This window comes from Bacillota bacterium (assembly GCA_013314855.1).
Lineage (GTDB): Bacteria > Bacillota > Clostridia > Acetivibrionales > DUMC01 > Ch48.
In genome coordinates this window covers 11,264-36,538 of the sequence record JABUEW010000033.1, presented here as the reverse complement: position 1 = coordinate 36,538, position 25,275 = coordinate 11,264, and the positions used below count along the sequence as shown (strand labels likewise).

The 25,275-nt window shown below is 35.3% G+C and carries 18 protein-coding genes and 1 riboswitch; of the genes, 17 read left to right on the top strand and 1 reads right to left on the bottom strand.

From position 1 onward, the window contains the following. Positions 1–316: 316 nt before the first annotated feature. Positions 317–1,561, top strand: coding sequence for a glycosyltransferase (locus HPY74_07805; protein ID NSW90569.1), 1,245 nt, complete (start codon positions 317–319; stop codon positions 1,559–1,561). Between the two features lie 70 nt (positions 1,562–1,631). On the opposite strand, the gene HPY74_07800 is transcribed toward HPY74_07805, so the two are convergent. After that, the gene (locus HPY74_07800; protein NSW90568.1) at positions 1,632–2,771 is read right to left on the bottom strand and encodes a hypothetical protein; all 1,140 of its coding nucleotides are present in this window, start codon (positions 2,769–2,771) and stop codon (positions 1,632–1,634) included. 308 nt (positions 2,772–3,079) lie between these two features. Between HPY74_07800 and HPY74_07795 the strand changes: the two genes are divergently transcribed. The 16 genes from HPY74_07795 to HPY74_07720 all read left to right on the top strand — a co-directional run bounded on the left by HPY74_07795 (position 3,080) and on the right by HPY74_07720 (position 25,145). Continuing rightward, positions 3,080–3,382 (top strand): hypothetical protein, encoded by a 303-nt coding sequence (locus tag HPY74_07795; protein ID NSW90567.1) that lies wholly within the window; start codon positions 3,080–3,082, stop codon positions 3,380–3,382. 31 nt (positions 3,383–3,413) lie between these two features. Next, entirely contained in the window at positions 3,414–4,004 is a 591-nt protein-coding gene (locus tag HPY74_07790) for a DUF5317 domain-containing protein (GenBank protein ID NSW90566.1), read from the top strand. Positions 4,005–4,026: 22 nt separating this feature from the next. Beyond that, a complete protein-coding gene (gene secA, locus HPY74_07785; GenBank protein ID NSW90565.1) occupies positions 4,027–6,756 on the top strand; it encodes a preprotein translocase subunit SecA in 2,730 nt (909 codons plus the stop codon). A gap of 52 nt (positions 6,757–6,808) precedes the next feature. Then, positions 6,809–8,107: a bifunctional folylpolyglutamate synthase/dihydrofolate synthase gene (locus tag HPY74_07780; protein NSW90564.1), complete on the top strand. Its 1,299-nt coding sequence runs from the start codon at positions 6,809–6,811 to the stop codon at positions 8,105–8,107. 37 nt (positions 8,108–8,144) lie between these two features. Next, the gene (locus HPY74_07775) at positions 8,145–9,296 is read left to right on the top strand and encodes a tetratricopeptide repeat protein (protein ID NSW90563.1); all 1,152 of its coding nucleotides are present in this window, start codon (positions 8,145–8,147) and stop codon (positions 9,294–9,296) included. Positions 9,297–9,415: 119 nt separating this feature from the next. Then, the gene (locus tag HPY74_07770; GenBank protein NSW90562.1) at positions 9,416–10,576 is read left to right on the top strand and encodes a patatin-like phospholipase family protein; all 1,161 of its coding nucleotides are present in this window, start codon (positions 9,416–9,418) and stop codon (positions 10,574–10,576) included. A 120-nt stretch (positions 10,577–10,696) separates the two neighbouring features. Continuing rightward, positions 10,697–12,199: a threonine synthase gene (locus tag HPY74_07765; GenBank protein ID NSW90561.1), complete on the top strand. Its 1,503-nt coding sequence runs from the start codon at positions 10,697–10,699 to the stop codon at positions 12,197–12,199. Between the two features lie 89 nt (positions 12,200–12,288). Then, positions 12,289–12,483: riboswitch (cobalamin riboswitch) on the top strand. A gap of 157 nt (positions 12,484–12,640) precedes the next feature. Next, the gene (locus tag HPY74_07760) at positions 12,641–13,177 is read left to right on the top strand and encodes a cob(I)yrinic acid a,c-diamide adenosyltransferase (GenBank protein ID NSW90560.1); all 537 of its coding nucleotides are present in this window, start codon (positions 12,641–12,643) and stop codon (positions 13,175–13,177) included. Positions 13,178–13,221: 44 nt separating this feature from the next. Next, positions 13,222–14,274 (top strand): ABC transporter substrate-binding protein, encoded by a 1,053-nt coding sequence (locus HPY74_07755; GenBank protein NSW90559.1) that lies wholly within the window; start codon positions 13,222–13,224, stop codon positions 14,272–14,274. 23 nt (positions 14,275–14,297) lie between these two features. Beyond that, positions 14,298–15,380, top strand: coding sequence for an iron ABC transporter permease (locus HPY74_07750; GenBank protein ID NSW90558.1), 1,083 nt, complete (start codon positions 14,298–14,300; stop codon positions 15,378–15,380). Continuing rightward, positions 15,380–16,627, top strand: coding sequence for an ABC transporter ATP-binding protein (locus HPY74_07745; protein NSW90557.1), 1,248 nt, complete (start codon positions 15,380–15,382; stop codon positions 16,625–16,627). The genes HPY74_07750 and HPY74_07745 overlap by 1 nt, the downstream gene beginning before the upstream one ends. Positions 16,628–16,925: 298 nt before the next feature. Then, entirely contained in the window at positions 16,926–17,816 is an 891-nt protein-coding gene (locus HPY74_07740; GenBank protein NSW90556.1) for a carbohydrate ABC transporter permease, read from the top strand. A gap of 110 nt (positions 17,817–17,926) precedes the next feature. Then, entirely contained in the window at positions 17,927–19,507 is a 1,581-nt protein-coding gene (locus tag HPY74_07735; protein NSW90555.1) for an extracellular solute-binding protein, read from the top strand. Positions 19,508–19,684: 177 nt separating this feature from the next. After that, on the top strand, positions 19,685–21,925 hold the full coding sequence (locus HPY74_07730; protein ID NSW90554.1) for an AraC family transcriptional regulator: 2,241 nt from the start codon (positions 19,685–19,687) through the stop codon (positions 21,923–21,925). Between the two features lie 120 nt (positions 21,926–22,045). Continuing rightward, positions 22,046–22,966, top strand: coding sequence for a sugar ABC transporter permease (locus HPY74_07725; protein NSW90553.1), 921 nt, complete (start codon positions 22,046–22,048; stop codon positions 22,964–22,966). A gap of 40 nt (positions 22,967–23,006) precedes the next feature. Further along, positions 23,007–25,145, top strand: coding sequence for a beta-galactosidase (locus HPY74_07720; GenBank protein ID NSW90552.1), 2,139 nt, complete (start codon positions 23,007–23,009; stop codon positions 25,143–25,145). The last annotated feature ends 130 nt before the right edge of the window (positions 25,146–25,275 follow it).

Below are 25,275 nucleotides of genomic sequence, written 5' to 3'. Positions count from 1 at the left end.
ATTTTATCATTTCTATATCTTCAGGACTAAATGTCCTACCTGAAAATGTTCTATTAGTATTGTTCATGACTTGATTACCTACCTCCCCCAAGTCTACTATACAATACTAATCTTGTACGTGTCCAACCCGGTTTTGCGAAAATATTTTTTTGCTACTCTCTATAACTCTTGTTTTCTCTTTCTTTTAAATTCGTGCTTCATCTCTGATGTTGTCTATAGTGAGAAAACATTATATAATAAAAGCAAAGTATACTACAGCAATGACCACAACCGGCCAATGCTTGCAAAAATTAATTTATTTGGGGGAGTCATGTGTATGATGTACTTTGCTTTGGGTTTGGGTTTTTTGTTTTGCTGTTTTTGGGTGGCTCAACTAATATTTGTTTACCTTCATCTTCGCTGGACCAATACTATTATTGATTCGGACGAGAGGGATGAAAATGTACCTGTAACTGTAATACACCCGGTTAAAGATCTGGATTTCGAATTTGAAAAGAATTTGGAAAGCTGGATGAATCAAAACTACAGGGGAGAGGTTCAGCATATTTTTAGCTTTCAGGAACCCGATGATCCTGCTATTGAAGTGGTGAAAAAGCTAAAAGAACGTTATCCTAATAGGGACATTGAAATAATCGTTAATCCGGTAATAGAAGGATTGAATGGGAAAAGCTCCAATATGGTGCATGGGTTGAAATTAGCAAAATATGATATAGTTCTTTTTGGTGACAGCGATATCAGAGTAAAACCTGACTTTACCGTAAAAATGGTCAGGCCGTTATTGGATGAAAAAGTGGGGATAACAACCTGTGGCCAGATTAACATTGGTGGCAGGGGCTTCTGGACAAGATTTTTTACGTTTCTTCAGAACAGTGAGACCGATTTTATGTGGGCATTTTTTACTAAGCTTGGTTTTGATGTAGGTGCTACAGGTGCTGCCTTTGGGATGAGAAAAAAATTACTTCAGGATATTGGAGGTTTGGAAGCATTTGGTGGCTCCCTCCTTGAAGATCTCCACCTTGGAAATACTCTTTACAAGATGGGTTATAAACTAGTTCTCGGACCGTTTATTGAGTGCCATGTTGACAGAATTCCAAGGGAAAAATCTTTCAACTATGCAAAAAGAATAGCTGTTGGTATAAAAACCCATATAGCAGTTGATTTGCCTGCCTTTGTTGCCATGCTTTTTTGGTATTGGGCACTGTTTATTATAGCTATAGTTACCCATAATATGAAGCTGCTTTATCTGGTACTTTTGTATATGACATTCAGAACTTTGCATGGCTTACTTCATAGAAAAGTGACTATGAACGAAGTTTTACCTGTAGATATTCCTATGGCCTTATTCTTTGATATTTTCGGAACATTCTTCCTTTTATATTCTTTCAATAGGCCTTATGTTACCTGGAGAGGAATTGAGTATAAGGTGAAAAAGGGCGGCTATATAGAAAGCATGAGTTTTAATGAAGCGGCAATATTAGATGAAGAATTTTTAGAAGATGAAGTGGCTATTGACGACGTTATTCTTGAAGAAGAGATTATAGATGAGAAAGAAGAGGAATAATAATATTAGTACTATTATGGGTGCATGTTTTACATGCACCCAATATTTTACACTGGTATTTCTTATAATATCAAGATAATTCTTTTTTATAAATCCTGTAAGTTTTATACCTTTGGCCCCCCATACTTTCAATATCATTACGCATAATATGGTTTTTTTCGCCTATAGTTGACCCTTCCCCCCATATATAGCCCTTCTGCACGCCATTTAGAAAAATTTGATAATAAATGGCAAAGGATACTCCTTTTTTCCTATATTCAGGAATTACAAACATTATAAATATGCGGGCTGCATTAATTTTCCTTTTATACCAGGCAAACTTCACAATAGAAATGGGGTTAATGCGTCCGTTTAGATGGACAAGTACCTGGTTATAGTCGGGTAGAGCAATTGCAAAGCCGATAGGCCTGTTGTCACTGTCATTTGTCCTTGCAATGGCTATTAACTCCGGGTCCGCAAAAGAAAGCAAACTTTTTGCTATTTCTCTTATATCATCGATGGATGGAGGGGCAAGATCCTCCCATTCATCAGGTATTGCAAGGTCTAATATATATTTAATATCATTAATTTCTTTATCAATATTCTTCAAATCCAATGTATCTACTCTGAAACCATATCTTTTTTTTGCATATTCTATTATTTTTGAAGGATCTTTTTCAAATAATTTATTACGGTCAAGGTAATATGCGAATACATCATAATCCTTTTCAAAACCGCACTCTTCAAAAATACTTATATAATACTCAGGATTGTAGGAATTCAAAAGTACAGGTGGTTTATCAAAAGAATCTATTAAAAGACCCTTATATTCATCTCTATCAGCACCATCAATTGAAACAGGACCTCTTATTAAGGTAATACCATTTTCCCTAAACCAGGAAAAAGCTTTATCAAAAATAACTTTTGCAACTTCTATATTATTAATACACTCAAACATAGAAAAGTAACCCATTTTTGCATTTTTTTTTCGATTGAGCATTTCGTCAATGCCTGTAAAAATCCTTGCTGCAGGCTCACCATCGAGTAAAGCAAGATATAATTCACAAGTTTTTTTCCTGGTTAGAGGATTTATAAGAGGCATTAGTGTTTTCTTTAAATCACCGATAAGGGGCGGAACCCAGTATTTATTTCCTTTGTATATTTTCCAGGGAAGTTTTATAAATTTATTCAAATCAACTTTTGTCCTTACGGGAAATATCTCAATATCCATACAAATAAACCGTCCTTGTTCTTATAATTTGTTTATATATTTATACTCGCTATTAATTATATCATATCATATTATTGTTTTGACTTTAATGCATATTTAAATTAAAATTGTATATATAGATATTTAATTATTTTAACTAGGTATGGGATTTACAGGACTCCTGTATTTACTTTAGACGACTTTTAGTGGAAAGTATAATTCTTACACTTAAGTACAGGCGTTATTGAGCATTTAATACGTGTTATTTAATAACTTGCAGTTTATAGATATATTATTAATTAGATATATTATGGAGAGTTGGTGAGCGCATGAATGGTAAGTTGAAAGACCCCCTTATTGATAGACTCTTTGAAGCTATTCTGTTATTAAGGAATGAGGAAGAGTGTTACAAATTTTTTGAAGACATATGTACAATAGCTGAAATCAAAGCTTTAGCCCAAAGGTTAGAGGTGGCTAGGCTTTTGAGGGAAAAGAAAACATATAATGAAATTAGTGAAATAACAGGAGCCAGTACCGCTACTATAAGCAGAGTCAACAGGTGTCTGAATTATGGGGCAGATGGATATAATATGATACTTGCCAGGCTTGATGGCAGCCCAAAGCGAAATTAACAGTAAAATATACTCAATAAGGGGTGGTTTTTTGCTTTATATTATATCAGTTGTTTTAGGAATAGTCGCTGCGTTAATAGTTGGCGGCAAGTTTTCCAATTTTGTAAATTTTAAGTTTAGAAAAGGATTGCTAATTATTTTTGGATTATTAATTCAGTATGCCGCTCAAATAGCAACACAGAGATATTCTTACAAAATTATTAATAATGCCCTGTTGATTAATGCTGTTATTTACTGCTTGCTGTTTGCCGGATTTTGGTTTAATAGGAAGTACCTCGGTATTAATGTTATCGCCTTGGGCACTGGACTGAACGCTTTGGTAATATTGTTAAATAAAGGCAGGATGCCGGTAAGTTATGAAGTGCTTTTAAAAAACGACCTGCAGCAAGCGATAAATATGGTAAAGGAAGGGCTGGATTTTAAGCATATGTTTATAGATGAGGGTGCAAAACTGGCTTTTTTGGCAGATATAATAGAACCACCTGGCATATTTGGCTACTTTATGCGGGTAGTAAGTATTGGAGATTTAATTATTGCGTTAGGAATATGCATTTTTATATTCGAAATATTTTTTGGCAGAAGCGTGCTTGATTTAGTGTTGAAGCGGACAACTGTAAAGTAAGTACTAAATGGAGGTTGATTGAATGTTTAAACTTATTGAAAAAATAATAGGAAGCTATAGCGAAAGGGAAATTAAAAGGATAATACCTTTAGTTGACAGGATAGAGGCATTAGAACCTGAGATGCAAAAATTAAGCGATGAGAGCCTTAGAAGAAAAACTGCCGAATTTAAAGAAAGATTGAAAAACGGAGCAACTTTGGACGATTTATTACCTGAAGCTTTTGCAGTAGTAAGGGAGGCATCCACGAGAGTCCTCGGCATGAGGCATTTCAGGGTACAGTTAATAGGCGGCATAGTATTGCACCAGGGCCGTATTGCAGAAATGAAAACCGGAGAAGGTAAAACACTTGTAGCTACACTCCCTGTATATCTAAATGCCCTTGAAGGGAAGGGAGTCCATGTTGTTACTGTAAACGACTATCTTGCCAAAAGAGATAGTGAATGGATGGGAAAAATCTACAACTTCCTGGGACTTAGTGTAGGACTAATAATTCACGGCCTTGACAGCAGTCAAAGGAAGAAAGCATATAACAGCGACGTAACTTATGGTACAAACAACGAATTTGGATTCGATTATCTAAGGGATAATATGGTTATTTATAAAGAAGACATGGTGCAAAGAGAGTTGCATTATGCAATTGTTGACGAGGTGGACAGCATATTGATTGATGAAGCCCGTACACCTCTTATAATATCAGGCGCAGCAGATAAATCCACGGATTTATATAAAAAAGCCAATTCATTTGTGTTAAGGCTAAGACCGGTTGTATTCGTTGAGACGGATAGCAAAGAGTATATGGACGATATTGATGCAGACTATATTGTTGATGAAAAAGCCCATACGGTTACCTTAACTAGTAAAGGTATTAAAAAAGCAGAAAGCTATTTTGGAATAGAGAACCTTTCCGATCCGGATAATATGACAATATCCCACCATATCAACCAGGCCCTTAAGGCTCATGGCCTTATGAAGAGGGATAGGGACTATATTGTGAAAGACGGGGAAGTTATCATTGTAGATGAATTTACAGGCCGTCTCATGTACGGAAGGCGTTACAGCGAAGGATTGCACCAGGCAATTGAAGCAAAGGAAGGGGTAAAGGTTGAAAGAGAGAGTAAAACTCTGGCAACTATCACTTTCCAGAATTATTTTAGAATGTATAAAAAACTTGCAGGAATGACAGGTACTGCTCTAACAGAAGAAGAGGAGTTCCGTGCCATTTACAAGCTTGATGTTATAGAAATACCTACAAATGAACCCATGATAAGAGTAGATCATCCTGATGTTGTCTACAAAAATGAAAGAGGCAAATTTAACGCTGTTATAGATGAGATAGTGGAATGCCATAAGAGGGGGCAGCCTGTTCTTATTGGTACAATATCTATTGAGAAGTCGGAGCTGTTAAGTGAAATGTTAAGAAAGCGGGGAATATCCCATAATGTTTTAAATGCAAAACATCATGAAAGAGAAGCTGAAATAGTAGCACAGGCAGGAAAGCTCGGTGCTGTTACAATAGCTACCAATATGGCAGGACGCGGTACCGACATTATGCTGGGAGGAAACCCCGAATTTCTTGCCAAACAGGAAATGAGGAAGCTTGGCTATCCTCCGGATCTTATTAATGAAGCGGTAGGGTTTAATGAAACTGATGATGAAATTGTGCTGGAAGCAAGAAAAACTTTCAGAGAACTGTATGAGAAATTTAAAGAAACTACAGATAAAGAAAAGGAAGAAGTTATCAAGGCAGGCGGTCTTCATATAATTGGCACTGAAAGACATGAAGCAAGGCGTATAGATAACCAGTTGAGGGGTCGTGCAGGAAGGCAGGGAGACCCCGGTTCTTCCAGGTTTTATATCTCCCTTGAAGATGACTTGATGAGGCTTTTCGGATCCGACAGACTTTCAGGTATTGTAGATGCGTTAGGTTTGGAAGATGACCAGCCTATAGAACATAAAATGCTTTCCAATGCTATTGAAAATGCTCAAAGAAGAGTAGAAGGAAAGAACTTTGATATAAGAAGGCATGTACTCCAGTATGACGATGTCATGAACCAGCAGAGAGAATTGATATATGCTCAAAGAAGAAAAGTATTGGATGGGGAAAACCTAAAAGATTATTATATAAAGATGATAGAAAATATTGTGAACCGCATGGTTGATGCTTACTGCAGTGAGAGCTCCCATCCTGACCACTGGGATTTGGAAGGTTTGACCTTATATTTGGAAAATATCTTGCTTCCCCAGGGTGCCCTGAAAATAGAAAAAGATGAATGGGATTATATTACCAAGGAAGACTTAAAAGAGAAGGCTATATCCATAGCTTTGAAAGAGTATGAAAACCGTGAAAAAGAACTGGGTTCCGAGTTTATGAGGGAAATTGAAAGAGTTATACTGCTGAGAGTTGTTGACGAAAAATGGACCGACCATATAGACGCAATGGACCAGTTGAGGTATGGGATTGGGCTTAGGGCATATGGACAAAGAGACCCTGTAATTGAGTACAAGTTTGAAGGACATGAAATGTTTGAAGATATGATAAGGGCTATACAGGAGGATTCCGTAAAAATTGTCCTCAAATCCCGTATCGACCCTGCCCATGCGCCTCAGCGGCAAAAAGTGGCGGAACCTGTTAGTGCAACCCATAGCGATGAGCCGCGAAAACCTGTAGTGAAGACATTTAAAGTTGGGCGTAATGACCCATGTCCTTGTGGAAGCGGGAAAAAGTATAAAAAATGTTGTGGGGCAGAATAAATTCTAAAGCCAAATAATTAAATTTCTAATATTTTGGAGATGGAGTGTTGTTATGACTTATAAAGAAGCATTGGAATATATACATGGTACAAGGAAGTTCGGATGCAAACTCGGCCTTGAAAATATAAAGACTTTATTGGGAATGCTTGGCAACCCCCATGAAAAATTAAAGTATGTCCATGTAGCGGGCACAAATGGGAAAGGCTCAACTGTTGCCTTTATAGGCAGCATACTGATAGAATCCGGTTATAAAACAGGTATTTATATATCTCCTTATATTGAACGTTTTACCGAAAGGATACAGGTTAACAGGAAAGAAATATCGGAACATGATCTTGCCAGAATAACTGAAATAGTAAAGGGAAAGGTGGATGAAATGTTGAGAAGTGGGTTGACACACCCCACAGAATTCGAAATAGTAACAGCCATTGGCTTCCAATATTATTGTGAAATGGAGTGTGATATTGTAGTATTGGAAGTGGGACTTGGAGGCAGGTTTGACTCTACAAACGTAATTAATACTCCTCTTGTATCGGTTATTACCTCAATAAGCTATGACCATATGGATATACTTGGTAATACACTGGCCCAAATTGCTTTTGAAAAAGCCGGCATTATTAAGGAAGGCGGAGATGTAGTATTATACTCCCAGGATGAGGAGGTTGAGAAGGTTATTGAAAATGTATGTAATGAAAGAAATTCAAGGCTTCATAGAGCGGATTTCGGGAAGATTAAAGCTCTGGGTCATGATATTGAGGGCCAGACTTTTGATTTTGGTCCATATAAAAATTTAAAAATTAAACTTTTGGGCGGACACCAGTTAAAAAATGCTGCAGTTGCCGTAGAAGCCTGTAAAGTTCTAGCTAATAAAGGATATAAAATTACCGAAGAAACCATTAGAAAGGGATTAGAAAGAGCAAGCTGGCCGGGCAGGATGGAAGTTGTAAGCAAAAACCCCCTTTTTTTTATAGATGGTGCTCACAATATAGAAGGAGTAAGAGTTTTGGCAGAATACCTCACCACATATTTTCCGGATAAGAAAAAAATATTCATAATGGGCGTGTTGAGAGATAAGGAATATAAAGCAATGTTGGAAATCATAGCACCATTAGCTGATAAATTTATTACTGTAACCCCTTTAAGTGAGCGGGCGCTTCCTGCTGCTGAATTGGCTGAAAATATAAGAGCATATTGTAAAAATGTATTAATTAGTGATACAATAGAAAGTGGTATAAAGACAGCTCTTCAAATTTATTCTGGTGATGACATAATATGTGCATTTGGTTCTTTGTATTATATAGGAGAAATTAGACGGTACTTTGAAAACCTTCGAAGCTCAGCATTTTCATAAAGTACCGGCGTTAATTATATGGTGGGGGTGATTTTCTATGGTTGACCTTAAAAATGAGCTTAAAAATTTTTTGCCTATCAGTCTTGAAAACATTACTAAAATTAATTCCGATATACCCGAAGACATAAAAAATTCCATATTGCTTTATAATAATGCACTGGAAAAACTAAAAATGAATAGTGAAGATATCGCTATAATCGAACTAAAAAAAGCAATATCCTTAAACCCTGAATTCTATGAAGCCATTAACCTCCTTGGACTGTGTTATTATTACTTAAAAGAATATGAAAAAGCGGAAGAGATGTTTGAAAAGGTAACAAAAGCTGAAAATAACGGTATTAGGGCATTTAATTATTTAAGAATTATGAGAAATGAAGAAACTCCGGATATTTCCCAGACAAAAGGGACGGCTAAAAAGAGCGGGGTAAGGAAAAAAGTTGCAAAAACAAGAGAAATTAAATCGGATAAGGTAAGCATAAGGGGATTTTCGACGACAGGTGAGGGAAAAAGCGATAGGAAGCAGGATGTTATTAAATATTTAACAGGTATTATTATTGGAATTATTATAGCTTTTTTAATAGGTATTCCAAGTATTTTCAAATATAATAATGGTAGTGATGTAAATAATGGAGATACCGATAAGGGACCTGCGGTAATTGAAAATAATGAATATGAAGAAAAATACAGACAACTTAGTAATGAGTATGAAAATTTAAAAAAAGACTTAGAAGCAACAAAAACCGAAAGGGATTATTATAAAGCAGCTATAAAACTTTATGAAGTTGAGGATTTGGCTAAAGCAAGAAAATATGAAGAGGCTGCAGACATGTTAATATTAATAAAAAATATAGAATTTAAAGATGCTGAAAAAGAAAAATATGACAAGTTGTTTAACGATGTAATGCCGAGGGCTTCAGATATAGTATATAGCCAAGCCTATAATTTATTCCAGGCGAAAAAATACAGGGAATCCTTAAATAAGTATTCAAAAATTTCCGAATATTATGAAAATTATGGCAAAATGGATATAGTGCTTTATTACATGGGAAAATGCTATCTTGAATTGAACGATAAAGAAAATGCAAAGGCAATGTTTCTAAAAACAATAGAAAAATTTCCCGACAGCGAATATGCCAGGTATTCAAAAAGTAGGCTGGACAGTATTATAGGAAATACTGAAAATGAATAGAAATATATAGTAATGAAATTAAATGCAAATATGTAAATGCACCCTTTATGCACAGGAAGGGTGCATTTTTAATAGAATGTATTGGGAGTAAATACACTCATATCGGGAAATTAAAGGGGATGACAATATTGTGGTTTAGTAGTAACAGGGCATTTATGGAGAAAAAAAGAATATTAAACCTAATCCTTGGGAGAGGAGGAATTAAGGGAATTGCTTATGCCGGGGTTTTTGAAGTTGCCCAAAAGAGAGGTTATAGATGGGGGAATATTGCAGGCGTATCGGCAGGATCTGTTGCCGGTGCTTATGTAGCAGCCGGATATAAGGCTGAAGAATTAATAAAAATACTCGATGAATTCGATTTTTCGGAACTAAATTTGAATAAAATACCTGAAAAAGTACCGGCTGTACAAAGAATTATGGATATTACAAATAAACTAAAGCAGTACGATGAAAGTGTTTTTAGGTCTTTTTTGACTAAAGATGATAGTTCAAATATGGAATTAGATGATTACAGAGCCGGTTTTTTAAAAAATATAGTGACATATTGCCAGAAAGGATGCCTGTTTGATGGTGAATATCTTGAAGAATGGGTAGCAAAGGTATTGGCCAAAAAAGGGGTAAAGGTTTTCGGTGATCTGAGGGGAGGAGTTATAGATTCTAAAAATCCCGAGGGATATAAAATAAGAATGACGGCTGTTGACTGTAATAGGGCAAGGGTTATTGTTCTACCTGATGATATATCCTATTATGGTATTGACCCGGATAAATTTGAAGTGGCAAAGGCTGTTAGAATGAGTACATGTGTGCCTTTTGCCTTTAAGCCTGTAGAAATTAAGAAAAAACAGGGGGATAAAACTAAAATCCATTATATTATAGATGGCGGGGTGTTAGATAAGTTCCCGTCCTGGTTGATTGAAAATTCCCCTAAATATCCGACAGTTGGTTTTACACTGGATGGAGGAGAGAAAAAGGGAATTTTCCATATTAACACTCCCTTGGGGATATTAAAAGCACTTATATCTGCAGTGCATGATATAGGTGTGCCAAAAGATTCTACTTCTGACTTAAAGTATGTGGGAAAAATAAACACAAACAAGGTTTACTCTCTTGATTTTAATATTGACCAGGAAGATAAAAAATATTTATATGAATCTGGTAAAAAAACTGCAATATCATTGTTTAATGACTTTGAAAAAACATCAGGATACAAATACAAAAAGCCTATGCCAATACCTTTTCCGTGGTTTAATGGAAGATATAATAATCAATGGAGGAGATAGTAAACAGGTAATACCGTAGTATGTAGTATAGGTTGTATTGACTTGAGGTAATAGAGAATAGTAAAATACCAATAAAATATAACTCAAATACGAAACCAAAAGATTATGGAGGATTTATATATGTTATATGAAAGTACAAGAGGAAGAACCGGTAGAGTACCGTCGGCTGAAGCTGTTAAAAAGGGTATTGCTCCTGATGGTGGGTTGTTTGTACCGGAAAATATTGTTAAAATAACACCGTACATGTTAGAACAATTAATAAAGGCAAATTACCAGGAAAGAGCGATTCCCATATTAATGTCCTATTTAACTGATTATACGGAAACAGAAATACATGAGTGCGTAAAGAATGCATATAGCGAAGCAAAGTTTGGGAGCCCTGAAGTGGTACCTGTCCATAAGATAAATAGCAGCACGTATATCCTGGAGTTGTGGCATGGACCCACATGTGCCTTTAAAGATATTGCACTCCAGTTTTTACCTCATTTGCTGGTAAAAGCAGTGCAAAAGACGGGAGAAAGCAAAGAAATAGTAATTCTTGTGGCAACTTCAGGAGATACGGGGAAAGCAGCACTGGAGGGTTTTAAAGATGTAGAGGGAACAAGGATAATTGTGTTCTATCCATTTGGTGGTGTCAGTGAAATTCAAAAAATGCAAATGATTACCCAGGAAGGAAGTAATGTATATACTCTTGGTGTAAAAGGGAATTTTGACGATACCCAGAGTGGTGTCAAGGCAATATTTGTTGATCAAGAGCTAAATAAAATTATGGAAGAAAAAGGATATGGGTTTTCTTCTGCAAACTCAATAAACTGGGGACGATTGGTACCCCAGATTGTCTATTACTTTTCTGCATATGGTGATATGGTAAAAAAAGGTGAGATAACTCCTGAAGATAAAATAAACATTGTTGTGCCGACAGGAAATTTCGGTAACATACTTGCTGCTTTTTATGCGGAGGAAATGGGTCTACCTGTAAATAAACTCATATGTGCATCCAATGAAAACAATGTATTAACAGAATTTATGAACACGGGGGTATATAATAGAAAGAGAATGTTTAAGAAAACCATATCCCCTTCCATGGATATTTTAATTTCCAGTAACTTAGAGAGGCTTCTTTATGAAATAACCGGACATGATTCAAAGCGTATTTGCAATTGGATGAAAGAATTAAAAGAAGATGGAATTTATAAGGTAGATTACGAGACAAAGAAGAAAGTATCAGGTATATTTTGGGCTTCCTACAGCAGTGAGGAAGAAACTTTAAATGCCATAAAAAAAGTGTATAAGGATTACGGATACCTTATTGATACTCACACTGCAGTTGGAATGGATGTATACCAGAAATATGTGGTTGAAATTGGCGACAAGAGCACAAAAACCGTAATTGCATCTACCGCTAGTCCTTTTAAATTTAGTGAAAGTGTATCAAAGGCAGTATTAGGAGAAGAAAAAATCAGGGACAAGGATGAATTCCAGCTGTTAGAAATACTTTCAGAAGAATGTGGCATTCCAATACCCTATGGGTTGAAGGATCTGGACAAAAAAGAAATAAGGCACTATACGGTTTGTGCCAGGGAAGAAATGAAAAAGCAGGTTGAAAAAATATTGGGCCTGTAAGTAGATTTTATACAAAAAAACATAAAAAAACACATTGCATATTTCTCATATTTGATATAAACTTATATTTGACAATTGAATACTTGTAGGACTCATATACCAATACAGGTTTAATCCTTTAAGTAGGATTAATGAAAAGGGAAGCGGGTGAAAATCCCGCGCGGTCCCGCCGCTGTAAAAGAGGAGTCCTTTTAGTGAACCACTGTCCTGGGTTTATGGGATGGGAAGGTTAAAAGGACGATGATGCTTAAGCCAGAAGACCTGCCTGTATTGTTTCACAAAGAAGCTCTACGGTCGATAGGGGGTGTGAAACTATGTTTGAAACGAAGATATTGCTGTTTTTTAATTCCTCTTGACCAGGTAAGGGTTAGGAGGTTTTTTAATGCTTAATTAGCATGAAAAGCGTGATAAGCGTAAGAATAAAAATAAATAAGAAAAAGGATGAGTATAATGCGCGGATTGATCCATATATATACCGGTGACGGAAAAGGGAAAACTACTGCAGCTATAGGACTTGGCATAAGGGCTTGCGGGAGAGGCTTAAAGGTGTTTATGGCCCAGTTTCTGAAAGGTATTGAAACCGGCGAGATGTTTACTTTAAAAAAGCTTGAGCCGGAATTTACATTATACAGGGGTACCCCTTTAAAAAAGTTTACCTGGGAAATGAGTGCTGAAGAGTTGGAAACAGCCTGCAAGATCCAACATGAAATATTTGAAATTACAGAAAATGCTGCATTTAGCGGAGAATGGGATGTTATAATACTGGATGAAGTTATAGCAGCAGTCAATACCAAGCTTTTGGAAAAAGAAAAAGTTATAAATTTTATTAGGAACAAACCTGACAGCCTTGAACTTGTGCTTACCGGAAGGAATGCCCCGGTAGAATTTATAGAGTTGGCCGACTATGTTTCCGAAATGGTTCCGGTTAAACACCCTGTGAATAACGGCATTTATGCAAGAAAGGGTATAGAATTTTAAAAATAACAGATAAGCAGATAAAAAATGAAAGGAGATATGGATTAATGAAAACGTTAACTAAAAATAACAACAAACTATTAAAAATTATTGGAATATTATTAATGGTATTTGTACTTTTTACAGTATTTACTGCCTGTACTGTAAAATGGAAAGATAAAACTACAGATACAAGTTCTACTGTACAAACCGGTGATGCTTCAGGTACTGAAAAAGAAGCCGAAGAAAAAGATGATGCAGGATTTCCGCTTAAAGTTAAAGATGCCAAGGGCGTAGAAATAGAAATAAAAAAGAAACCTGAAAAAATTGTTTCTCTTACCCTTACTACCGATGAGATGCTTTTATCTTTGGTTGATAAGAAAAGAATTACAGCACTTTCACATCTTTCAGTGGACCCAGGAATTTCAAATGTAGTAAAAGAGGCAGAGGAAATTCCTGTAAAGGTTAAATTGGAACTGGAAACATTAATATCTTTACAGCCTGATTTAATAATAGTTGCAGACTGGACTGATGAAAATGCCGTAAAGCAGTTGAGGGACGCCAATATTACAGTGTACGCACTGGCAACGCCCAACAATATAGACGAGGTTAAAGAAGCTGTGCTGAAAGTCGCAGAACTAGTGGGTGAGAAGGAAAAAGGTAAGGATGTTATTTCATGGATGGACGCGAAACTTAAAGCTATAGAAGACAAGGTGAAAAGCCTGAAAGCCGATGAAAAACTGAAAGCATTGAGCTGTGATTCTTTCCTTTATACCTATGGTAAAGGGACCACTTTTGATGACATAACTAAACATGCTGGTGTTATTAATCTCGCATCAGAACAGGGTATGGAAATGTGGCAGGAGATTTCCAAGGAAAAAATTGTGGAGCTAAACCCGGATATATTATTCCTTCCATCATGGTCATACGAAGGGTTTGATGCAGAAAAATTTACGGAAGATTTTAAAAACGATAAAAGCCTTGCCAGTGTAAACGCAATAAAAAATAACAGGGTATTTAATCTTCCTGAAGCGCATATGACTACTACATCCCAGTACATTGTCCTGGGTGTTGAGGATGTAGCAAGGGCAGCATACCCTGGGTTGTTCGGAAAGGATTAATATTAAAAGGAAGAAATAATGAGATGAATAGAAAGAACAAGGCTATAAAAAAGAAGGAAGAAGCATTAAAATTAAATATATATCTTAAAATAAGTTCAGTTATACCAATTATGCTGGCTGTGCTTGTTGTAGCAGTAGTAATTTCTACTGCAATAGGCGCGGTCAGCGTACCCTTTTTGGATACAGTGAAAATAATTCTAAAAAACTGGGGGTTATTAAAGAATATAGACTTCAAAGAAGGTTGGGAATCAATCATATTTTACGTCAGATTTCCACGGGTTGTAACTACAATACTGGTTGGTGCAGCATTGGGGACATCAGGTGCAGTTATGCAGGGCATGTTTAGAAATCCGATGGCAGATCCAGGTATATTAGGTGTGTCGAGCGGCGCAAGCCTTGGTGCTGTTACAGCAATTTATCTTGGCCTGCCTTCAAAAGGAATTTACTTCATGCCTCTTTTTGCTTCTGCTGGTGCCCTGATAGCCTCTTTTATGGTATTTTTGCTTTCTTCCCGGGGTGGGAAAATACCTGTAATGAACATGATTCTTTCGGGTATTGCCATAAGCATGTTTTTTAGTGCTGTTACTACAGCAATCCTGTCTTTTATAAGAAGCGACCAGGTAAAGCAGTTTTTGTTCTGGACAATGGGAAGCTTGAATGGCCGAAGGTGGGAAGACGTAAAAATCTCTTTTGTTCCTATATTATTATGTATATCTATTTTATTCCTTTTTTCCAGGGATTTGAACATTCTGCTTTTAGGCGAGGAAGAGGCCCAATCTGTTGGGCTGAATCCTTCGAAAACACGGAGATATATCCTGTTTTTTTCTTCCATATTAACTGCTGTTGCAGTAAGTGTCAGTGGTACAATAAGTTTTGTAGGGCTCATGGTGCCCCACATAATAAGGCTTCTAATAGGGCCTGACCACAGGGTGCTTATTCCGACGAGTGCGTTGGGAGGAGCCATATTCCTCCTTGCATGTGACCTTATAGGCAGGACGGTTATGGCTCCGGGCGAGATAAGTGTAGGTATAGTAACTTCTCTTCTTGGAGCGCCTTATTTTCTGTTCCTATTGAATAAGGCGAGGAAAGAGGGTGTTGCTTTGTAATGATAGAAAATGTAATTTATGGTAATAATTATATACTTGAGATAGTCGGACTGAATTATTTTATAGATGAGCTTCAAATACTAAAGGATGTAAGTTTTAAAATTAAGAAAGGTGAATTTGTGGGACTTATAGGTCCCAACGGTGCGGGTAAGACTACTCTTCTTAAATGTATAAACGGTATTAATACATCTGATGGACGAATTAAAATCAAAAACATGGATTTAGCAAAGCTTAATGAGAAAAAGATTGCCAGGGAAGTAGCCCTGATGAACCAAAATACGAACATAACATTTCCTTTTCCTTCGATAGATGTTGTCCTTACAGGGAGGTATCCTTACCTGGGATTTGCAAGAGGAGAGAGTATTGAGGATTACAACATTGCAAGGAAATATATGGACTATACCCATACCTTGAAATTTGAAAAAAGACCAATAACAAAGGTTTCAGGCGGGGAAAGACAAAGGATACTGTTTGCCAAGATTCTTACCCAGGAGACCGATATAATTTTGCTTGACGAACCTACTTCAAACCTGGATATTGCATATGAAGAGCAAATATTTGCCTACTGCCGGGAGCTTTGCAGTATGGGAAAAACAGTTATTGCTGCTGTGCATGACTTAAAAATTGCGTCCAGGTATTGTTCCAAGCTTATGCTCATGAAGGACGGAGAAATAATTGCCGATGGTACAACAGAAGAAGTTTTAACATCCGAGAACCTTTCAAAGGCATATGGAGTAAATGCCCTTGTTTACAGGAACAGAATTACAGGATTTCTTGATTTTTATATTCCCGGATTTGAGCACAGGAAAGAAAAGAGACGTGTGCATGTTATTGGTGGAGGGGGTTCTGCCTCGGGAGTTATAAGACAGCTCTTTGAAAGGGGATTTGATATATCCACGGGAGTCCTCACTCATGGAGACAGCGACCTTAACTGTGCTGAAGTATTTGGAATAAAACGGGTAGTTAATAACCCTTTCAGTGAAATATGTGACGATTCTTTTAATGAGAATATAAAACATATAAAGGAAGCAGAGTTTACAATACTTTGCAACATGCCTTTCGGAGTTTTGAATATAAGAAACCTTGAAGCTGCAAGATATGCTTCAAACCTTATTATAATTGAAGACGATAACCCTGAAAACAGGGATTTTACAGGGGGAAAAGCCCTGGAAATATATAACGATTTGAAGAGGAACGCAATTGTAACAACCTATGCGAGACTGCATGAAGTAATTGATGATCATTAAACATGGACGTAGAAACGGCTGATTAGCTCTTTAAAGTTGACAAGCTAAAAAACCTATAAAAAAATAGTATCCTGCTGCAATTAAACCATTAAAGTTAAAGTATACTCAATGCATTCTTTGCCAGGAATGACGAAATCATGACTCTGACATATCGGTTTTTCGGGTTTTGGCAAATCACTTAACTTATAACATATTTACATATTTTCAAAATTAAATTACTCTTATAATACAAATTTCATTTTCTGCTTTAATAAAACCGGGCAACTCAAGTTGATTGGTCAGACAGGAGGAGAAATAATTGGTTTATAAAAGTAAAGATGATATCATTTTTGATATAGTAAGCATAAGTCTAGTAACTCTCTTTTTTATTATTGTATTATATCCACTTATTTATATCGTTATTGCATCAATAAGTGACCCGTTCTTAGTATCCAGGGGGAAAGTATGGATTATTCCAAGGGGGATTACTTTTGAAGGATATAAACGTGTATTCAGTTACAGCCAATTATGGGTAGGATACAGAAATACTATATTCTATACAATATCCGGTACTATCATTAGTTTATTTTTGACATTAACTGCAGCTTATTCATTATCACATCAGGATTTTATTGGGAAAAAGTTATTTGTTTTGCTTTTTACCGTGACTATGTATTTCTCCGGCGGTTTGATTCCGACATATTTAATAGTAAAAGGTCTTGGACTAAGAAATACTCCATTTGCACAGATTATACCGGGAGCTTTAGGTTTTTGGTACATAGTTATTGTAAGAACTTACTATCAAAATAGTATACCAAGTAGTATTAAGGAAGCAGCAACTATAGATGGATGTTCTTATACGGGCTTATTTACAACAATTATTTTACCGTTATCAAAACCTATAATTGCAGTAATGGCATTGTATTATGGTGTAGGTCAATGGAATAGCTGGTTTAATGCACTTATATATATTTCTAAAGAAAGTTTGTTTCCATTACAACTGATTTTGAGGAAAATTCTTATTCTTAATGAGATTAATAATCAAATGTTGGATATGGGACAAATTGAAGCAATTACCAAACAAATTGAAATTAGTGCATTAATAAAGTATGCAGTGATTATTGTAGCTGCACTTCCCGTTATCATTATATATCCGTTTTTGCAAAAATACTTTGTCAAGGGTATTATGATTGGAGCTTTGAAAGGATGAAGCGCAAGAAGAAATTACGTCGTTATGATAACCTAAAATATTTGGTAATTAATTCAGTAGTAAGCTACTGGATTTTACAAATATATTTTTATTTTAAAGGAGGAGTTAAAATGCGAAAAGTGATTAGTATTATCACAGTATTAAGTCTATTGATAGTTTTTGCTGTAGGCTGTAAAAAATCAGGCGAGAGTTTGCCTGGGGAATCGAATGCTAAGCCTACAGAGGAAATCAAACGTGAGGAAGCTCTTGTATCATCAAAGCCGATTACACTTAAAGTTATGGCACCAAGCAATGCATATCAAGGTCCATGGGAGGAATACACAGTATTTAAAAATCTTGAGAAAATTACTAATATCCATTTTGAATTTGAAACTGCATCTGAGGGATGGGCAGAAAAGAAAAACCTGGCACTTGCAACAGGAGATTTGCCTGATATTTTCCTAGACGGTATTTCTAAATCTGATGAAGATACTTATGGTCCTCAAGGGGTATTTCTTAAAATTAATGAATATATAGACGATTACGGACCAAACATTAAAAAGGCATTCGAAAAATATCCTTTGCTTAAAAAGGCTGTTACAGCAATAGATGGAAATATTTACGCTTTAGGAATGGTTACATATACCATGACACAAGGGGACTGGAAGATGCATATTAATAAAAAATGGCTTGATAATTTAAACCTGAAAGTTCCTGAAACTGTTGAGGATTTTTATAATGTGCTTGTTGCATTCAGTAAATATGATGCAAATGCTATTCCGATGACAGACAATGGATTTGAAAGAATGAATGGGTGGTTAATGCCAGCATTTGGTGAAACATATGGCAGGGGTGATGGCAGAGTACTATCAATAAAAGATGGCAAGGTAGTCTTTACAAGAGCTTCAGAAGGATACAAACAGTATTTAATGTTTTTGAGAAAGCTTTACAAGGAAAAGCTACTTGATAATACATTTATCTCTCAGACAGGCGAGGAATATATTGCAAAAACAAAAACAAATCTTTGTGGTGTACTAGCTCATCCAGGTCAGGCAGACTGGACACAATACCAGGTATTGCCGCCATTAACATCGGCATTTAATAATAAAAAAATTGCTACAGCTATTGACCGTTATACTACAGGTCATTTTGCAATAACAAGAAATAATAAATATCCTGTTGAATCTGTAAAATGGGCCGACATCTTTCATAGAGATCCTGATAATGCGGTTGAAGGGTTTTCCGGAGTTTCATTTTGGGTAGGTCAGCAAGGTGTTGATTGGGATTATGTTGATGCGTCAAAAACCGCATATAAATATTTATTTAAACCTGAAGGTGATCTTTCGGAATGGTTAACATTTTTAAAGAGAAAAGCATATGGTGGTGGTATTGGTGTAAGAGTACTTATGGCAGCTCCTGCCGGTGATTACATGAAATGGGTTGCAGATGGAAATAGATTATATTCATATCCATACCAAGATGAAAGCAGGCTTTTCCCTTTAAATATTAGATATACCAAGGAAGAAGCTGATCAATTAAGTATATTAGGAACAGACATTCACAAATATGTAAGTGAAATGCAGGCTAAATTTGTAGTTGGGGAAGAATCGTTTGATAATTGGGATAACTACGTGAATGTACTATATAACCAACTGAAACTTAATAAATTCATTGAAATACAACAGGCGGCATTTGATAGATATAACAGGTAAACCTTAAGTATTACAGCATATGGAGAATAAAAAATATTTTTCCATATGCTGTAATACAAAGTTGTTAATGTATGGAAATCTTCTAAATTTATTGAAGAATATTTTAAATAATGATAAAATAATATGTAGCAGTTTAATAAGCGATTCTTATTGTAACATTTTTCAAAAGGTGGTATTATGTTTAAAAATACAAAATCACCTCTTTTTTATAAATATTTGTTTTCTTATATAAGTATCTTGGCAATTCCTATTATAATACTTGGTGGTCTTTTATATAATAATTTAAACAAAAGCTACTGGGAAGAAATTACAAATTACAGGAAAATTAATGCTAACCATTTAATAAATACATTTGAAAGCGAGTATAAAATAATAAATAGTATTGCATTAAGAATAGCTTTCGATGCACTAATGAGTATGTCTGTAATAAAACAAAATGACTACCAGTCTAAAAATGCTTCAAATACTTTAAGTAGGTATATTGCGGAAAGCAGTATTATAAATGAAATATATTTATACTTTAAAGATGATAATAGGGTTTACTGTTCTAGGGGTGTTATGTCAATTTATACAATGTTTGGCTCGGACTTCTCGTTTTCAGAGAGTGAGAAGGCTTATTTTATGGAGCTTATGAGCAATACAAAAGGTATTTTAATAAAAAGGATAAACCAGTCTTCAGATGATAACCAAATTAAAACGCCTTTGATTGTTATTGTATATTCATTACCTATTGGCCAAAATAATCCATATGGTACAATGACTTTTGTTCTTAGACAAGATAGAATTAATAAAGTATTAGGTTTGAAAAATGAGAATGATTTTTGTTTTTATATCTTTAATAAGAATAAAGATATTGTTTATCTTAACGGATCTGAGGGTTTAATTGATAGTGGTGTATTAGATATGATATGGAGAGGAAATGACAGCGTATATAATGATAAAAATAATTTTGTTATTAATGTTAAATCGGAGTTGGCGGAACTAGATTATGTTATAGTATATTCTAACAAAAATATAGGAGAAAGGTGGAAGACAAACCTACATATTTACCTTATATTTGTATTTATTATTTTATTTGGTATATTTATAGCTTCAATTATGGCGTCTAGGAACTATAAACCTATAAAGAAAATTATAGATAACTTTTTTGATGTAGCAGATAGAAGAATAAATCAAAAACGAATTAATGAAATGGAATATATTGATAATTTAATAAAAGACACTATAGACAAAAATAAAAAACTTCTGGCAAAACTTAATGAGCAATTACCATTTATGAAAGAACAAGTACTATTGATGCTCATTAAGGGAGAAATGGTAAATTCTGCTCTAGCCGAAAGTCTTATGAATTCATGTGGAATTAGTTTTGATTATAATTATTTTCAAGTTATGATTATATCCTTTTTCAATTATTCAAGAAGTGAAATTGTATCAGGTAGAGTTTCAAATATTATTAAAATGATGCTTTCTGAATATAATCCTAAAGTGAATTATTATATAATTGAATTATTAAGAGGGGATAGAGTTATTATCCTGAATGGAAATAGAGATGAGCTTGAAAAAGACAAAGTTAAGTATATATCTGAAAAAATTCAGCATACTCTAAAAATGCAATTAAAAATAAAAACTAATATTGGAATAGGAAGTATTACTAATTCATTGGAATATGTATCGGTTTCATTTGAAGAAGCACAGTATGCTTTGGATTACAAGTTAATTACCGGTTATGGAAATGTAATCTTCTATGTTGATTGTGTTAAAGAATCTAATAATGTTTTCTGGTATCCAATGGAAGAAATGATGAATTTCTCAAATTTTATAAAGCAGGGTGATGCAAAAGCTGCAATAGAATGTATGAATAGTATATTTAAAAACATAAAAAGCCGTAATGTTCCTATAGGTATAGGTAAATCTATAGGTTATGATATTATTAATACTGTTATAAGAATAATTAATGAGTATAATATTTCAGGATATAAAGAAGAAATAGAGAATATTTCGGAATATGAAACCATTGAAGAATTAGAAAATGGCCTTACGTCTAGCATTGGTAAGATATGTGGTTATTTTAATGAATATAAGAGTAATAAAAATAAAAAACTAAAAGTTGAATTGGTTAAATACATAAATGAAAACTTTAAAAATCCGCTAATAAGCCTTGAATTGATTGCAGAAGAATTTGGCCTTACAGAAAAATATTTAAGTAAGTTTTTCTATCAAAATACCGGTTATAGATTTGCAGATTATATTAAAAGATTAAGAATCGATTATGCAAAAAAACTCTTGGTAGAAACAGATAAAACAGTTAAGGAAATTGTAGAGTTAAGCGGGTATACTGATCCTTCAAGCTTTATAAGGACATTTAGTTATTTGGAAGGTGTTACTCCCGGCAGATATAGAGAACTAAATAGAGCTTAAAATATTGTAAAAGCAGGTTTTAGCAAATTAATTGAATTATGACATATTTACAAATTCTTAATTTTACTTGATAATTTAATTGACGGTTTAACATATACAATCGTTTGGGGAGGTTATTTAATGAGCACAAATACATTGAAAAAGACATTAAAAAAAATACTTCAAAGGTATGAATTATACCTTTTTATACTACCTGCAACGCTTTATTTTGCGATTTTTAATTATGCACCTATGTATGGTGTTCAACTTGCATTTAAAGATTTTGTTGCTACAAAAGGTATATGGGGAAGTCCTTGGGTTGGGTTAAAGAATTTAAATCTATTTTTCGAATCTTATTATTTTTGGACATTAATTAAGAATACTGTAGGTATTTCGATATACTCCTTAGTGGCAGGATTTCCTTTCCCGATAATCCTCGCATTACTGCTTAATGAAGTAAGAAATGTAAAGTATAGAAAATTTGTACAGACTGTAACATATGCTCCACATTTTATTTCCACTGTTGTTCTTGTTGGTATGGTTCTCATTTATCTTAATCCGCAGTATGGAATTATTAATAAATTTATTGAATTATTAGGATTTGAACCTGTAGATTTTATTAATAAACCTGGATATTTTAAAAGCATATATGTTTGGTCAGGAGTATGGCAAGGAACCGGATTTGGGTCTGTTATATACTTTGCAACATTATCTTCTGTAGATCACGAACAGCATGAAGCGGCTATTATAGATGGAGCAACAAGACTGCAGAGAATTATTCATATAAACATTCCTGTTCTAATTCCAACGGCAACAATTATACTGATACTTAGTATGGGGGGGATTATGAGTGTTGGTTTTGAAAAAGTCTTTTTGTTGCAAACACCTCTTAACTTAGATGCTTCAGAAGTAATATCTACTTATGTTTATAAAGTAGGTCTTCTACAAGCAAAGTATGGCTTTTCAAGTGCAGTAGGAATGTTTAACTCAGTAATAAATTGTATACTACTAGTTATAGTAAATGCTATTGCCAGAAAATTCGCTGAAATAAGTTTGTGGTAGTTTAATCACTAGCTTATTTAATAATGTGAGGGAAATAAAAGTGTTTATATTTGGTACACAATATTTAAGAGGTGAAACGCCGGCAAAGAAGGAATGGGATAAGGATTTATCCCGGATCAAAAAGTGCGGATTCAATACGGTAAGGGCATGGATAGTTTGGAATACCGTGGAGAAAGCAGAGAATGTAATTGATTATGAGTATCTTCATACTTTTTTGGATATTGCAGGAAGGTATGAGCTGCAGGTTGGACTTCTTTTTCATCTCCATGGGGCTCCGGAATGGCTGATAAAGAAATATCCCCAGTATTATTATGTCAATTCGGACGGTTTTTTCTTCGAACCATCATTAAGACCCAACACGCCTTCCGGCGGTTGGCCGGGGCTTTGCTACGACTATGAAGAAGTTCAGGGCATAGAAGAGAGGTTCATATCAAGTGTGGTTAAATCCCTGTCTAATAGAAAGGAAATAGCTTTTTGGGAACCAATGAATGAACCACATCAGTGGGTTGATTTAGCAAAAAATCCCGTAGGAATATTCTGCTACTGTCAGGCAACAAGAAGAAAATTTAGGGAATGGCTCAAAAGAAAGTATGGGGAGATTGATACATTAAATGAAGCGTGGGGAAGACATCATAATGACTGGGATGAAGTGAGGCCTCCAACTTGGAGATTCGGTTATACTGATTATATAGATTTTCGCCTGTTTACAATCGATAATGTTTTGGATGAAATAACAAGAAGGACCAATATTATAAAAAAGTATGATGGCAGACCGGTCATAGCTCATTCATGGGGCGGTGGAACCATAACATGTCCGAATATTGGGGCGATGGCATTTGATGATTGGAAAAATTCAACAATATTTGACAAATGGGGATACAGTGCTTTTCCTGATAATTACAGACATAATGTAATGTTGGGATTGAGTACTGACGCTACTAGAAGTGCTGGCCATGGAAAAGAAATATGGCTGTCGGAACTTGGTGCCGGTGACAGGGGCTCGGGCCTCAACAGAAGAGGAAGAGTTAAACCAGAAGTGCTTTCTACATGGACATGGGAGTCTATCAGGCATGGTGTTAAGGGGGTTTTATACTGGCAGTACAGGAAAGAAGCCCATGGTCCCGAGTTTGGGTCGCCTGCCCTAACCGATTATGATGGTGGTACAACCGAGAACCTGGAAATGGTGGCGAAAATCTGTGATATCATTCAAAAAAACGATGCATTATTTTTAAGTTCCCAGGTTGAAGATGCAAAGATTGCTATAGTTTTCAGCATGAGGTCGTTTCTTGTTGATTGGTGTGACCACCGGAATAGCCATTTGTCTATAGATTGCACTAGTGGTTACTACAGAATGTTTTGGGAAGAGAATATCCCTGTGGATATCGTGCATGAAGATTTTATGGAGCTTTCGAAGGTTCAGAAATATAGACTGGTTATCCTCCCACAGCCCTCTGCGTTATCTTCTAATGCAAGAAAAGTGCTGGCAGATTATGTAGAAAACGGTGGAACTATTTTATCTGACCCCTATTTTTGTCCGTACGATGTGGCATTCCATCTGGCTGATAAAGTCCCGGGGAGTGGTTATGACAGCATATTCGGCTGTCTGGAAAAAGATATTTATTCAGCCAAAGGTAATAATGTGAAGGTCACATATAAAAACAAGGTATATTCAATAAGCAACAGCCATTTCAAAGAATGCTTTAAAGTAACAACAGGAACCCCCTTGGGGTATTATGTGGATGATAGTACACCATGTATTGTCTTCAATATCTTTGGAAAGGGAAAAGCTGTTATTTCGGGTCTGAATCTCGGACTATCCTATTCTCCCAAGCTTGGTGTAGGAGATGATTTTGTCAGGAATGATGAAGAAGAGGTTTTTTTAGGAGCGAAGGAAATTGTGCTGGATATTGCCAGGGAACAGGGAGTCGAAAACAGTATAAAAACTGAAAGCAGCAGGATACAGGGAAGTTTTCTGATAAATGAAAAAGATGATGATATACTGATTCTAATTAACAACAGCGAGGAAATGCATGAAAGCCCTGTTCATATTAGTTCCAGATATATTAAATATATTAACCTTATGGATGGCTGTTCGGGGGATATTAAAGAAGGTAAGGCAAATTTCTGTTTCAACCCCTTGGAGGTTAAGGTTTTACGGGTAAAGAAAGCGAGGGTATAGAAAGCATATGTAATATAAAGACAATAGGACAGTTTTTTAGATAATAGCTGACATGTAAGTTGGGTTATGGCGGGTAAAAAACTGACGTTGCATATGGAAGGCTGCCCTGGTACCTTTATAAATATCATTA